Origin of the sequence: Bradyrhizobium erythrophlei, from assembly GCF_900129425.1 — a bacterium.
GTDB lineage: Bacteria > Pseudomonadota > Alphaproteobacteria > Rhizobiales > Xanthobacteraceae > Bradyrhizobium > Bradyrhizobium erythrophlei_C.
The window spans coordinates 2,781,101-2,794,444 of record NZ_LT670817.1; the positions used below are offsets into that span (position 1 = coordinate 2,781,101).

The following is a 13,344-nucleotide window of genomic DNA, read 5'->3' on the forward strand; positions in this document are numbered from 1 at the left end:
CTCGATCCAAAAGACACACCAGTGGCCTTCTCAGCGTGGGATTATGCCCGCGAGCGGTGCGCGGTTATTGCACACGACCCTTCGCCAGCTTGACCGCCGCTTCCGCGCGCTCGGCCGCTTCGTCAAATTGGCCTTCTAACCACGGCGAGACACCGCGTAGCCCGGCAACAACTTCCTTCGCCCATTCGACGTATTCTTGGCGACGCTCAACCGACCAGTCCGGTGCAGGGCTGGTTGCGACGGCGAGAACGTTGCTGATTTTATCGGCGAGTTTGATCAATTTGGCCTCACGGCTTTTGTGCGGCGCACGTTCGACTTGTTTCCGCTTGCGCTCCGCTTTCGGCAGCGACTTATCGTCCGTGACTTCCATGACAATGTCAGCGACGCGCTGGCCGAACTCGCTGGCGATTGTGTCCGCTGACACGCCTTGGTCCTCAATGGCATCGTGCAGAAGCGCGGCAGCGATGATGCTAGGATCAGAACCCTCGGTGGCTTGGGCAACAAGGCTGGCCACTTCGATCAAGTGATTGATGTACGGTTCTTGTGCTGAACCTTTTCGTCGCTGTTGAACGTGCCAACGAGCTGCGGCATCTGCGGCTCGTAAGACCGAAACCAATTCCTTCATTCTGTCTCCTCTGCTCATGACTGCGCGTTCGGCAGCACGATTGCTGTCGCCACGAATCCTTTTTGTTGCGAGCTTACTTAGTACAAATAGCTATTGCTCAACGCACATTCAACGCTTGGCCGCGGGGGGCATCGATTCGTTAGGAAACCAGGGCCATCGACCGGCCAATAGGGAAGCACACACGAACGATTCCCCGGTTCAAAACAGATTCTGAACTTGGCATTGGGTCGTCGTTTTGTCAGTTAGGCGCGTGTCGATAGGGACACGCCAAGCTTTGCGGCCATAACGCTGGTGGCACCCGTAGTGCGCTTCAAAGCCTTTGCAATTTTCGTAACGCCAGTCTTCGATTTTGCCATCGTCTTCATTTGCCGCACATCATCTTTGGTCCATGCGCGACGAATGATCTTCTTTGCCTTAGCCATTTTCTTCTCCAAGTCTTTTTTGTGGTGTGGCTTGTATCACGACCCGCAATGTATGCAACCCAACGAAATTTTATGAACTACACACTTGACTGCTTGTCACAACGATTGAACGGACACTTGATATGAAAACAAAACACGCGGCATTGCTGCCGCCAAAGCACCTGCGCGCCGATACGGCGGCTTGGTTCACATTAATCGTCAAAGAATACGAACTCGACTCGCATCACGTCCGCCTTTTGATCAAGGCGTGCGAAAGCTGGGATCGATCAGAGCAAGCCCGCGAAGCTATCGCAAAGCACGGCATGACCTATGAAGATCGGTTCGGTGCGCCCCGCGCCCGCCCGGAGGGTGCGATTGAACGGGATAGCCGGTTAGCGTTTGCGCGGCTTGTTCGTGAACTCGGTCTTGATCTAGCGCCGCCGTCTGAATCGAGACCGCCGATTCTGCGGGGCAACCGTTAATGCCAGTACGCAAACGCAAAGTACGACGGCTCGGCTTGCTTGATGCTGATGAAGAGGCGTGGTTGCGCGGCGAAGGTGGCGGGTTCGTCCAGTTCATGCCTTGGGATGAACTGGAAGCACTTTGGGAAGCTTATGGCGACCATGACGCCTTTATGTGGCGGCGGGGGATGTATCGGCCGGAACCACGCTGATTAGGCGATATCTTGTGCCTGTATCAGCATGGGACCGCGCGGGATAAAACCCGTCAAATAGCGCTGCGGCTTTTCAAAGCCTCGCACTTGACTGATCTTTATCGGCGATTGAAGTCGCCGTAGATTGTCAACTTCCCAAAACAGCACCCAATGTCCTTTGTTATCCGATGGATAGTTATCCGTGGTTGCTGGCCGGTATTTCATTCCGTCTTTATGCGCGCCATTGATCGCCAGCGACGAACCCAAGTAGCGCGCGGACCAAGTGACAGTTGGTGGACTAATGGGGCGAACTGCGTCAGATACGTAGATCAATACATCGCATTCGCCACCTGCAAGAATAGCGTCAACTTTGTTGAAGACCTCCCAACTCTTACTGCCAAATGCAACCTTACCAGCATGGCTTAGTGTTTCGATGCCCGAAACTAGATGCTCTTCGGGAATTGGAGCTAACAGTGCAACTGACATAAAAGGATTCCTCACTAGCTAATTCGGGATGTATCGGCCGATGCCAAAGATTCGGCTTGGTTAGCCGGATCGCGCATCAAACTCTTGTTGTAGTACAGAACAAATCTTCTCCGCTTCGGCTTGGGCACTCCTCATCTGCGCCGCAAGATCATCGAGTCTCCGCCAATAGCTATCCCAAAGATCGGCACCAACGGCGGCACGCATTTCGTCTTCCGTGAATTGGACCGTGTTTGTAGCCTCTTCAAACTTCGACAAGCGATCAACGCGCTCCGACAGATCGATCACGCCGCGCGTTCGCGGGGACCCTTTGGCAGTGCTATTCATCCAAGCTTTCCAACCTGCACCTCCTTTCGACTGGTTACACTTGCCGCAAGACGGCACAACATTGTCAGCCGTGTGGAAATAACCGGAAGGCTTGCCTCCCTTTACGATTGCCCGAAAGTGATCCTGATCAGTTGCTTCTCTCCCGCAGTAAACGCATTCCTTCGGCTCGATTCTAAACCGCTCGTATAGCTTCGCTTGTACGTCGATGTTAACTCGTCTCGGAATGATGGCGTGGACAAACGCGGCAGCAAGCGAAGTAACTCTGCCAGTAATTTTAGGACGTGAACTCATGGAGACCCTTCGTGTGACGGCGGGGGATGTGTCGGCCTGTGCCCGGTGTGAGGTGACCGGATTAGTATCGCAGGGGAAGATCGGCGATAACAACCTTGCTCGTATGCGAAAAGTGACGAGCTGCTACGGTCAGCATCGGTCCTTGCATCCGATCAATGGTATGAAAGCGTATCGCGCTGCTTAGTTATTTCAGCGGCATATGACAATCACTTACGACGCGAAGATTTTGGCGAGAACCTGACTTATGTCGCTAACCGCAACTCGCATACCGATTTCGGTGCCCATGCGAACCAGATGATCGGACCACCTTCTGAGCTTGCCGGGGTTCGGTTGCGGTTTCGCGGCTTCTTCCTTTACTACGTCCGCGATATCCCTAAACCCTTGCTTTTGGCTAGCCTCTAGTCCTTCGAACTCTGCGGAAGCCAATGCGGCATCTATCGCGGCTATTAGCGGTTGATGATTTTGGGCAAAAGCAGTTTGAGAAAAATTGCCCACACCTACCTGTTGAATGCCGCCTGGGCTATTCGTCTGTGAGTTTATGACGCTAACGACCGGGTCTTTCTTCAACCGCAAATCCCCCATCATGCCGTGACAGAAATCGTCAAGAAGACGCTCACGCCTTTCTTCCAGCGTAGTCTTTGTTTTGGTTATTTCCGGCGCGACCGTTGCTTCCGCAATTCCCGTCTGCATCGCGTAGGTCCTGACCTGTTCCACGATCAAGTCGATCATGCGCTGCGCGAAATAAGCAAGCGGTTTGGTGATCTCGTCACCATTGCTTTCCATAAGGTTGAACGCAAATTGCGCGGCTTTGCCGAATTCTTCATTAAAAATTCTGACCGACTCCGAGCGCAGAGCTAACAGCGTACTTCCGCTCGCGAGTCTGCCGGCAGCGTTGTTTTGGCGCATGACAGCTTGCATCGCGGCGCTTGCAAGGTCCGCCGCATCGTAGGCACGCTGGTTCAGGCTTCGGCCCAAATAGGCTTCTTGGTTTGACACTGCGGCCCAACTCTCAAGCAGTTCTTTCAGTGAAAAATATGATAGGCGAGTAGTGCAAGCGTAAGCACAACCGGCACAAAGAAGTACCGCAAGTTACGGACCATGTTCACCGTGAATGCTACTGGCACTCCGATCAATATGCCCAAAAGACCATAAGCAAGCGCCGCAACACTTGCCGTCCAGATGCCCTGAATATTCGCAAACACCCCATATGCCGCGCCGATGGCACCAAACGCCAAGCTGGTTATGAGGAGGTTATTGTCATTCTTCTGCTCGATCCTGTAACGTCGTGCTTCTTTCTTGCTGAATCGATATGGACCTGCCGCTTCTAGCGAACCGCAATGTGGACAAGCTACTGCGCTGAACGAAACAGGTCGCTTGCAATCGTGACAGTCTATGACTTCCATTCCCAGCCCGCTTTTCTCCCATTCTAACTTGGCTACCGGACGTTGCAAGTCAGATAGAGCGTTGGGTCGTTTTGTAAGATCGGTCGCGATGTTAGTCACTGGGCGCGTCACAACGCACTCAAATCATCCGGCACGTCGCCGAACTTCCTAATTACCTTGGCGTCGCTGAAATCGCGGTCGCAGGGACGCCAGTGCGGCTAAACGACCGCGCCAACATGACCTTGCTTCCGTGACAACCCTTCCGCGCGCATTACGGCCGCGATTCTCTTGGCGGAAGGGGTACTGTCCGTATTTGGCTCCTCGTGTCCTAGGTTGAATCCGGGAGTGTCCTAACTTGTTCTTAACTTAATTTACTTGAATGTGTACCCTTTAGGTATTCAACATAGGGATGCCAATTATGGACCGAACTAGCAATGCTTTCCTCGCGGCCGGAATTTGGGCCAACGTTGTTTGCCACTTTTCAAGCCCACGCCCGCCCACGCCGATATGACCGAAAGCTACCTCAGCTCGATTGACTCGAATATCGGAAGAATCCAGCGGGGAAGCTGTTCAAATAGCAAGCTTTGTTGACGTAAGGGCCGCCTCAGTTGGCGGCCTTATCGATCTCCGTCAGGATGCACCCAAACGTAAGGCGTGATTTCCCGCTGTTCGGTTGTACGGGTGGCGCGTATCGGCCCTTCCTGCACGAACGGCATTTCAGCGCCGCTTCAAGTTTCCAGATCGGCGTATTGCGTGGACGCCGGATCGCGTCGAGCGGCAGGCTCGCCCGGGTCTTGCAGCGATGGCATTCCACCTCGAGCCAGCCGTATCCGCCGTTGAGGCATTGGGCTACGGTTGGGGAGGGCTGCGCGGGCCCGCCATAGCCTTCCATCTGGATCGACCATGCTTCGGCCTCGGCGCGGTCGGCCTCACGTATGGCCTCGGCAGCGCGCTTGCGCGCGCCCTCCGCACGTATCTTCGCGCCTCTGATCTGGCTACCGTAAATCACCTCGCGCGATTTCGTGCTCATGGCTGGGGATTACAGTGGGCCCTGCTGGCCTTGGCAATGCCACTAGGATTAGATGCCCGGAAGAGGCAAATCACCCTATAGGTTCGGTCAACATGCAATCCTCACGTCGCCCGAGAATTTTGTAGATGAATTTCCGAGTGCCAGAACTGTTGATAGGTTGCCTGCTGACAGTCGCCGTCCTTTCAATTGGACTGACGCTCTCATCTTCATTCCAGCATGAAGTGGCCACCGCTCACGCCGAGACGGTTGATGAGCGGCTTGCTCGTTACACCGGTTGGCTCGCGGTCTTGACGGCTGGGTTAGTAGCAGCGTCGGTAACTCAGTTCTATTTTTTGAACAGAGCGGAAAAGACATCGCAGGCCCTCGCAAGGCTTGCGCGGGAGGAATTTGTTGCCACGCATCGGCCCCGCGTCATTGTCCGCTTTCTTCAAGGGCCTTTTCACGATGATGATGGGCACGAATTTTATTGGCTGACGCTCGCCAACGTGGGGGAAACTGCGGCGACTATCACGGACATCGGGGCCGATCTAGCTCGGCGCAACATTGAAAGCGGTATTTGGACAATACCCGGCCTGGACGCCTCGCCCAAACCCGTTAGCCCGATAATTCTCGAAAGCGGGCAACGCCACACGGTCACGATTACGGCAAACGGGCCAGTCACCGACATCGATCTATTGGGCGATGCGACCGGGACGTTTGAACTGTGCGCGGTCGGTTGCGTGCGTTATGAGGACGGCAATGGCAGGACGCGCGAGACAGCATTTTTCCGCACAAATCGAGGCGGCGAAGGCTTCGAAGCTTCCAAAAATAAGGAAGAAGAATACGAGGATTAACAACCGGTCGAGATGACCGGAACGCCTCGGCAGCCTTACAGATACGGTCAATGTGCAATCTATATTCAATCACCACAAACCAAGCCGTTCCGGGTGATGAACCGATACGTCGGTAACCTGCCGCCGATGTGTATGGTGCTCACGCGCCGCTGCCGGTTGTCTGCGACACGCTGTTTTTGGCGCGCTGTTGTATTTGGGTGACTCCATCTGCTTCGCAGCGATATGCTCAGCCCTTAGGCTCGGAGGGGCTGCGATGTTCGACGTGTATTTGAACTCGAAGGGCGATCTGCTAGTGGTCCCGAGGGGCTTGCCGATCCCTAACAGTGAGACAGGAAGGTGGCGCAAGAAGAAGACGAAGGTTGGCGCCGTCAGCGACGAAATTAGGTTGGCCATTCAGAGACACGGATACTATAGGCGCAAGCTCGGTGAAGCAGTATCCACCTACAACCGGATGGCAGCACGAAGCAAAAAATGTGATCCCAAGACCGCATCTGCTCTATTGCTTCTCTTACGATGCGCCAAACACGGTCGTCGAGCCGATCCATCCCAAAGCCATGCCAGTGATCCTGACGACCGATGAAGAGCGGGACGTGCGGATGCGCGCGCCATGGGAACAGGCGAAAGCATTGCAGCGCCCGCTGCCCGACGTTGCTTTGAAGATTTTGGTACGCGGAGAAGCGAAGGCAGATCAGGCGCACGCTGCATGATGAGCGCAGTGTTACCTTGGCAAGCAATTTTGTGTGGTCCGCTGTCTTCAAAGGATTGCAACTAGTGGTGGCTGCTGAAATAGTCCCAATCTTACGCTGGGGCTGAGATTTACGGAGTCTCAGCTTTGGGCAAAACCAGACGTCATTGGGGCAACCGTGCAGATTGCAGAGCTTCGGGTTCATGGCTTTCGAGGAATACGCGATGCTCGACTGCGCTTTACCTCGCACAATGTCCTAATAGGACCGAACAATTGCGGAAAAAGCACGATCATTGAGGCACTCGCCTTACTATTTGGTCGGGATAGGTTGGTTCGTGATCTAACCGAACACGATTTCTTTGGCAGTGATCCATCAGCCCCCGACCGAATTTCAATTGTCGCCACGCTGACCGATTTCGCTGGCGACGATCCTGACCTGCATGCAGCTTGGTTTCGCGAAGATCGGGCTATTCCAAAATGGCTCGACCCATCGTCAGGGGCGCTTCACGCGCTACGAACCAACGCCCAGTTCAAACTCGCTTGTCAGATTGGGGTAGCGGCGCGGTTTGATCGAGATGATCTCGCAGTCGATCTCCTTCGCTATTTTTATGATGACGACGATGCGGGCGACGTGTTCGACGGCGATGTCGTTAGGCGGGTGCCATCTCAATTGATCCGCGACGTTGGTTTCTTTCTAGTACCAGCCAACCGCACTTGGGACAGGACCATTTCGTTTGGTTCCGAGTTGTTTCGTCGCGTAGTCGCGTCTATTGGCGGCCAACCTGCTGCCGCTGTTCTTGCGGAGCGAGACCGCCTACGGAACCCCATTAATCCACTGGAGGCGGACGCTGGGTTAACCCAAATCGTGGGAAACGTTGAAGCCGAGCTAAAAGCGCTGCTCGGACGAAGTGTTGGGCTTAAACTCAGGCTTACGACAACCGACAGTGACGGCGTACTTGATGCTGTTATGCCGCACTATTCAATTGAAGAGTTTCAGCCAATTCCTGCGCGCAGACAGGGCAGCGGCCTGATATCACTTCAACATCTCCTGTTGCTGCTTCATTTCGGAAGAATGCGCGCGCAGCAAAACGTAAGCTTTATGCTGGCTATGGAAGAACCAGAACTTCACATTCCCCCGCCTCTTCAACGAAAACTTATTCATCGCATTCGGTCGCTGTCGACGCAAACAATTATTGTAACTCATTCGCCAGTGGTCGCGGCAGCCTGCGATCCCACAGCACTAACAATTGTGCATAATAATGCCGGATCAATGCGCGCATCAAAATTGTTGGCTGATACGCTACCCTTAGACGCCCCCAACTGGAAGCGGATGCTCTTTGTCGTTCGAAGGCAAGACACCATCACTGCATTGATGCACGAAACCATTCTTGTGCCGGAGGGCCGCATCGACTTCGATTTATTGAGTCTAATGGTGAATTCTGACGAGAGTCGTCACGAGCCCACCGCTTTACCCGCCGCCCAACGTGAATTTGGGTCGCACATCGGTGTAGTGCCGACCCAAGATGCGAATGTTGTCGGCGTGTTCGAAGAGTTACGAAGCATTCACCAGCACGTGATTTGCTTGGTAGACGGCGACGCTGCGGGAGAAGGCTACGCGAACACACTATTGGCGCTCGCAGAACCCCCGCCGTTAATATTGCAATGGCCCGCAGGCTGGGAGATTGAAGACACAATCGGCTGGATCGCAGAAGCCAACATTGCGGTGCTGCCTCGCCTGGCGGGGACCCTAGGTCGTACAATTGCAACCGTCCCGGAGCTTGTTGCAATGCTCAAAACCGCAACGAATGCTTCAGGTCTGAAGGGCGACTTCGTGGCATATGAACTTATCATTGCCAGCCTCGCCGAAGAAACAACGTGCCTGAAACGTATGCGCTTAGTTTTGCAACGTTTCGCCTTAGCCTCCTCGGAGCCACAAGCTCCGCAAGGGTGGACCATCTTGAGTTCTTCCACGGCGCGCACAACCGTTCTTCGATTTACGCCATGAGCCTTATCGCGTTTACTGGGCCTGCCGGTATGGGGAAAACGTTTCAATTGATGCGACGTGAAGAAAGCACGCTCGTTTCTGCTCCCTTAACCGACGGACAAAAGGTCTTAGCTTTGACTTTCATGCACGGTTCACGCCGTCGTCTAGATGATCGCCTGCGCAGAGTACCCGGCCTTCGCGGGCGCTTTTCCTGCATGACGATAGACCGCTTTGCTTGGGAACTGTGTACGCGTTGGCGCTCTCTTCGTCGCGTTGAAGGCCTGCCGGAGTTAGCCGAAGATCAATACGACGCAACTTGCGATGCAGCGGGCGCGCTGATGGAAAAACTAAGTGTCCGGAAATGGGTGGCACAAACCTATCCGCACGTTCTTATCGACGAAGCGCAAGATTTGACGCCGGAACGGCTACGAATTATTCGAGCGTTGGAGCCGGCTGTTGTAATGCACGCGGCTGCGGATGAGTTTCAGTGCCTCGCTGCTCATCTAAGGCCGAACCCTGCCGTGGCTTGGATGCAAACTCGCTGCCAGCCGCTTGACTTGCAAATTCAAAGACGTACGACACAAGCTGGCCTGATCGCGGCGGCGCATGCTATTCGCGCAGGTCGTGCAGTCGTGGCCGCTCATACTCTTGTTGTCCGAGCAGCCCCCGGTACGCCTCCATATCACCAAGCGGCGGCAACCGTCGCGAATGCAATCGCATGGAATGGAGGAACCGAAATTGCCGTAATCACTCCGTCAAAATCGGGAGGCTTTGCAACGGGAATTGTTACGCGTGTCGGCGCAGGGCCAATCGGACGGCAGCAAAATGGTCCGTATGGCATCCGCTGGGAATTGTCTGACGACGAGTTCGCCATGCAACAAGCAGGCAATTTGAACTTACCTGAAAACGGAAATTTTGATGCCACAATCGAGACGCTTAGCGCGCCCGGCAGTCACCCCGCTATTTTGATGTGCCGGGACTGGGTTGCGCGCAGCCACAAATTAACAGGAGATACAACGTTCCTACCAGAGCTTGTTCGCGAACAGCTAAAAATTTGCTTCACGAGGTATCGAAGGTTTTCTAGAGGGCACTCCTCGCGTCTAATGGCTATGACCGTACATCAAGCTAAGAACAGGGAGTTCGAAGGCGTCATTGTATTATGGCCATATACAGTTGCCGGTAACGCCGAGCAAAAGCGTCGCTTGTTGTACAATGCTGTTACGCGAGCCAAGCGGTGGTGCACAATCGTTGTTCAAAACGCGAGTGTCCTGCAACAGCCACCGTTCGCTGCGCCGCTTGCGATATAACTGTTCAGAACAAGATCGGATTTGCTGCGGTCGAAAGAGACAGCCCCAGCGCCCTACCAGCCTCAGGCGTTTTTTGAGCTTTTGGAGTGAAAGAGGCCGCCAACTGAGGTGGCCTCTGGCATTCTAGCCGCCTTTTAATCTGAGCCAGCCACGCTTCGTATAGGCCGGGCCAAGGCCACAGAGATTGTTCTGTTGCCGTCTTTGTTCTAGGACACTCATAACCATGTTCACCCGCCGGGTTACTTCGGGTATCAGATAGGCTCGATTGAATGGTTGGTTATCGAGCGTCTGCGCGTATGCTGCCATAACTGCCGCTCGGATGTTTTCACCCACGCCCATCCGGTCACCTATTGTTTCGGCGGCATTCGGCACCATCTCGTAGTCCGGGCAGTCCGCGTATACGGTGGCAGAACCGATCTCTTGCGATATGAACTGGGCCTCTTCGTCGGCAAGAGGTGCGGCGCGAGCTATGCCCAATAGGGCGAGCCCTACGACTGCAAATCCTAAACGTTTCATCGTTGAGATCTTTGATCCTTCTAGGCGGTTCAAGTCGGCTTTGTAGCTCGAAATCAGTCGTCAAAGCAAAATAGGCCACTGCGAAAATCAAATTAGGCCACTGAGGGTCGAAACAGGCCAGTACCCCCCAGGCCCATAGGAACAGACCGAGAAACCAGAACTTTCGGTGAATGAGGCGAGCGGCAAGGGGACGTCGGTCGGCCTGTGATGCCATCGCCATCGGGTGGCCTCGGTGCCTTCGCGAAAGGAGGCATAGCCGAAACACCAACGGGGCAGTTGGGTGGGAACCAAGCGCCGACCCAAAAATCATTGAAAAGATTGACGAACTTGCTCGCGATTGGTTTGCGTTTGTAGCGGGGGTCAATTCCGGAACATTCATCGCATGAAACATGGCGACAGTCGTGTTCAAGCAGACGCCCCAAGCGCCAGAGGCCGCTCCTGCATAACACTCAGCGGAATGTTCACCTCGCAACTCAAACCATCTGGCTCAAATCTAAGTCGAGCTTCACCCTGTAGCTGCCCCGGTAGCGCTTGCTCGATAAGCCGGGAACCGAAGCTCTTTCGAGAAGGTTCTTGGACTGGAGGGCCATCGTGTTCTTTCCAGTGCAGCTTAAATCGCTTCGGGTGATCTTCGGAGACAGCCCACGAAATTGAAACGCGTCCGTGGGGCGCGGACAGCGCGCCGTGTTTCACAGCGTTCGTGCAGAGTTCGTGAATTACCATTGAGAGGGAAATAGCAGGGCCGGAAGAAACCGCGATGTTGTCCCCGGCGATTTCAAACTGATCAAGGCTTTTAGATTGGAAGGCCTTCACGGCACCTTCGATCAAGGTCCGACACCCTGCGCCAGTCCATCGCTCGCGAACCAGAAGGTCCTGCGCTACTCCCAACGCCTGAAGGCGATCTGCTATCGTTTTGGTGGCCTCTTCTAGGCTGTTCGCCGTCCTGAGACTTTGAGACGTAACTGCTGAGACAATCGCCAGCGTATTCTTCACCCGGTGATGAAGTTCAGCGATGACGACCTCTTGGAGCGTGGCGGCTACGGTGGAAGCCTGCGCGTCGACGCCAGCCTGAGCGAGCAATTCCTTTAGATAATCGGGCTCGTGTTCAGCTTGGGGTGCTTTGATGCTCATGGGAGGCTCCTCCCTCCCTCCACCTTACCATAGGCTGATTTCTTGCGGTTGGCTTTTTCAGTCGGTCGAAGCAGCGAACGACCTCGGGGAGATGCCTGTTGTATTAATCCTAAATGTCGGTCTTGCGCTTGGATGGCTACGACCGAGCGTCAATCTGCGACATACGCCCCCTGACTGGCCGTCCGGTTTGGCTCGAATATCGTAGGTTTACCTCGTCAATTGGGGGGGCGCTCGTGGCGCTTTCGAGGGTGCGCCGCCATACGGCGCGGCGGGCTTGCTCGGCTGCCAGCGCCTCTCGTGCCAACGTCTGCGAGATCACCGCGTCGATCTCGGCGGCGTTGAGGGTGCGCTCGGGATGATCGATCAAGGCCTGCGCGAGCGCGAGCACCACCGGCTTGTTCTCGCTCGATGATCGCGAGCGCTTCCGATAGCAGTAGTTGAGTTAAAGCAGCGGTCAGGGACCATTAAATGCTTGGGCACGTTTGGGCACGTCAATCAGGCAACCTTGCGCTGGTCCCGTAACTGAAACTCCAACTCTTCAACCAATTGGGCCAGCCGCTCTCTCGTGAGAGGATCGGTGGGCTCCAGGGCGAGCCGGCGGGTCTGCTCCAACTTCCGTTCCAGTGCTTGACCGTTCGTGCGTGTCATTTGATTGCTCCTGCCAATTGGAGGGCGTGATGCCAAAAATGTTCACGAATATCTTTACAAAGCGTTATCGTCTTCGTGAGTGACGTAGTGCACAACTAGCGATTCCATCGCCTAGCTGGAACAAGTGTAAGCGATGTGCCGCTCTCACCTTCCGGATGATGTGCTGATCTGCGAGTCTGCGGTCTGGTTTTGACCGTTGGGCTTAGAATGGACACTGAACATAGTGCTATCACGGAGCCAGTCCGCCGGCTGGAGGTGTTTACCGGCGCCGGGCGGCGGCGGACATGGCGCGATGAAGACAAGGCGCGGATTGTCGCCGAGATCGCGACGAGCGGAGATTCGGTCTGTGCCGTGGCTCGACGCCATGGATTATCGCCGCAGCAGTTGTTTGGCTGGCGACGTCAATTGAGAGAATCTGAGGCTGGACGTTCTGAGGCTGACGGGCTGCAGTTCGTGCCGGCACTTGTGGATGCGGGATCGTCTCCTGTTCAGCAACGGAGGATGCCGCGTGGCAAAGTCGAGGCGAGTGCCGGAACGATCGAGGTCGAGATCGACGGCGTGACGGTCCGGGTCGGCCGCGGCGCGGACGCAAAGACCTTGATGGCGGTGCTGCGTGCGTTGAAAGCCGGCGCATGATCGGCCCGACGGGCGCGGTCCGGGTGATGGTGGCGACCAAGCCTGTCGACTTCCGCAAAGGTGCCGAGGGACTGGCAGCGCTGGTGCGCGAGACCATGACGGCCGACCCGTTCTCGGGGGCGGTCTACGTGTTCCGGGCGAAGCGTGCGGACCGGATCAAGCTGATCTTCTGGGATGGCACAGGTCTTTGCCTGTTCGCCAAGCGGCTGGAGGACGGCATCTTCCGCTGGCCGAAAATTGAAGACGGCGTGATGAGGTTGTCGGCTGCACAATTGTCGGCGCTGCTGGAAGGGCTTGATTGGCGGCGCGTTCATGAGGCGCGCGAGACAGTGACGCCGACGCAGCCGAGCTGACGCTTTATACCTGCGGCGAAGTGAATCAGCCGCATCGAGATCGTCGCAAAATGCCGCCAA

18 protein-coding genes and 2 pseudogenes are annotated in these 13,344 nt (G+C 55.3%); 8 read left to right on the plus strand and 12 right to left on the minus strand.

The window, feature by feature from the left end; genetic code table 11:
- Positions 1-64: 64 nt before the first annotated feature.
- Entirely contained in the window at positions 65-625 is a 561-nt protein-coding gene (locus tag B5527_RS12875) for an HD domain-containing protein (RefSeq protein WP_154072190.1), read from the minus strand.
- Positions 626-867: 242 nt separating this feature from the next.
- Positions 868-1,047 carry a hypothetical protein gene (locus tag B5527_RS12880; protein ID WP_079607249.1) on the minus strand — a complete coding sequence of 60 codons (180 nt, stop codon included), beginning with the start codon at positions 1,045-1,047 and terminating at the stop codon, positions 868-870.
- 122 nt (positions 1,048-1,169) lie between these two features.
- Between B5527_RS12880 and B5527_RS12885 the strand changes: the two genes are divergently transcribed.
- Positions 1,170-1,508 (plus strand): P27 family phage terminase small subunit, encoded by a 339-nt coding sequence (locus tag B5527_RS12885; RefSeq protein WP_079601631.1) that lies wholly within the window; start codon positions 1,170-1,172, stop codon positions 1,506-1,508.
- Complete coding sequence (locus tag B5527_RS43765) at positions 1,508-1,699, plus strand: hypothetical protein (protein ID WP_154072191.1); 192 nt, start codon at positions 1,508-1,510, stop codon at positions 1,697-1,699. The genes B5527_RS12885 and B5527_RS43765 overlap by 1 nt, the downstream gene beginning before the upstream one ends.
- Here the strand turns inward: B5527_RS43765 and B5527_RS43770 are convergent, their stop codons facing one another.
- The 6 genes and pseudogenes from B5527_RS43770 to B5527_RS12910 form a co-directional block, all read right to left on the minus strand.
- The gene (locus tag B5527_RS43770; RefSeq protein ID WP_154072192.1) at positions 1,700-2,164 is read right to left on the minus strand and encodes a hypothetical protein; all 465 of its coding nucleotides are present in this window, start codon (positions 2,162-2,164) and stop codon (positions 1,700-1,702) included.
- A 60-nt stretch (positions 2,165-2,224) separates the two neighbouring features.
- A complete protein-coding gene (locus B5527_RS46260) occupies positions 2,225-2,488 on the minus strand; it encodes a hypothetical protein (RefSeq protein ID WP_245332594.1) in 264 nt (87 codons plus the stop codon).
- A 33-nt stretch (positions 2,489-2,521) separates the two neighbouring features.
- Positions 2,522-2,779 (minus strand): annotated as a pseudogene (locus B5527_RS47590) (HNH endonuclease); the annotation flags it as partial.
- A gap of 210 nt (positions 2,780-2,989) precedes the next feature.
- The gene (locus B5527_RS12900; protein ID WP_079601634.1) at positions 2,990-3,775 is read right to left on the minus strand and encodes a hypothetical protein; all 786 of its coding nucleotides are present in this window, start codon (positions 3,773-3,775) and stop codon (positions 2,990-2,992) included.
- A gap of 26 nt (positions 3,776-3,801) precedes the next feature.
- Positions 3,802-4,281 (minus strand): zinc-ribbon domain-containing protein, encoded by a 480-nt coding sequence (locus tag B5527_RS12905; RefSeq protein ID WP_197689301.1) that lies wholly within the window; start codon positions 4,279-4,281, stop codon positions 3,802-3,804.
- Between the two features lie 497 nt (positions 4,282-4,778).
- Positions 4,779-5,191: pseudogene (locus B5527_RS12910) on the minus strand (hypothetical protein).
- Positions 5,192-5,328: 137 nt separating this feature from the next.
- Between B5527_RS12910 and B5527_RS12915 the strand changes: the two are divergent.
- The 4 genes from B5527_RS12915 (at position 5,329) to B5527_RS45295 (ending at position 10,000) form a co-directional block, all read left to right on the plus strand.
- Complete coding sequence (locus B5527_RS12915; protein WP_154072193.1) at positions 5,329-6,024, plus strand: hypothetical protein; 696 nt, start codon at positions 5,329-5,331, stop codon at positions 6,022-6,024.
- A gap of 425 nt (positions 6,025-6,449) precedes the next feature.
- Positions 6,450-6,731, plus strand: a complete 282-nt coding sequence (locus B5527_RS12925) for a hypothetical protein (RefSeq protein ID WP_425305070.1) — start codon at positions 6,450-6,452, stop codon at positions 6,729-6,731.
- A 156-nt stretch (positions 6,732-6,887) separates the two neighbouring features.
- Complete coding sequence (locus tag B5527_RS12930; RefSeq protein ID WP_079601637.1) at positions 6,888-8,714, plus strand: ATP-dependent nuclease; 1,827 nt, start codon at positions 6,888-6,890, stop codon at positions 8,712-8,714.
- The gene (locus B5527_RS45295; protein ID WP_172842550.1) at positions 8,711-10,000 is read left to right on the plus strand and encodes an ATP-binding domain-containing protein; all 1,290 of its coding nucleotides are present in this window, start codon (positions 8,711-8,713) and stop codon (positions 9,998-10,000) included. Before B5527_RS12930 ends, B5527_RS45295 begins: the two co-directional genes overlap by 4 nt.
- A 123-nt stretch (positions 10,001-10,123) precedes the next feature.
- Here B5527_RS45295 and B5527_RS12940 read toward each other — a convergent pair whose 3' ends face one another.
- The 4 genes from B5527_RS12940 to B5527_RS43775 form a co-directional block, all read right to left on the minus strand.
- Positions 10,124-10,516: a hypothetical protein gene (locus B5527_RS12940; protein WP_079601638.1), complete on the minus strand. Its 393-nt coding sequence runs from the start codon at positions 10,514-10,516 to the stop codon at positions 10,124-10,126.
- A gap of 405 nt (positions 10,517-10,921) precedes the next feature.
- A complete protein-coding gene (locus B5527_RS12945; protein WP_079601639.1) occupies positions 10,922-11,647 on the minus strand; it encodes a sensor histidine kinase in 726 nt (241 codons plus the stop codon).
- 136 nt (positions 11,648-11,783) lie between these two features.
- Positions 11,784-12,038, minus strand: coding sequence for a hypothetical protein (locus tag B5527_RS12950; protein ID WP_079601640.1), 255 nt, complete (start codon positions 12,036-12,038; stop codon positions 11,784-11,786).
- 104 nt (positions 12,039-12,142) lie between these two features.
- A complete protein-coding gene (locus B5527_RS43775; RefSeq protein ID WP_154072194.1) occupies positions 12,143-12,295 on the minus strand; it encodes a hypothetical protein in 153 nt (50 codons plus the stop codon).
- 255 nt (positions 12,296-12,550) lie between these two features.
- Here B5527_RS43775 and tnpA point away from each other — a divergent pair, with 255 nt between their 5' ends.
- Together tnpA and tnpB are read left to right on the plus strand one after the other, a co-directional pair.
- The gene (gene tnpA, locus B5527_RS12955; protein ID WP_245332595.1) at positions 12,551-12,931 is read left to right on the plus strand and encodes an IS66-like element accessory protein TnpA; all 381 of its coding nucleotides are present in this window, start codon (positions 12,551-12,553) and stop codon (positions 12,929-12,931) included.
- Entirely contained in the window at positions 12,928-13,284 is a 357-nt protein-coding gene (tnpB, locus tag B5527_RS12960; RefSeq protein ID WP_079601642.1) for an IS66 family insertion sequence element accessory protein TnpB, read from the plus strand. Before tnpA ends, tnpB begins: the two co-directional genes overlap by 4 nt.
- Positions 13,285-13,344: the final 60 nt, after the last annotated feature.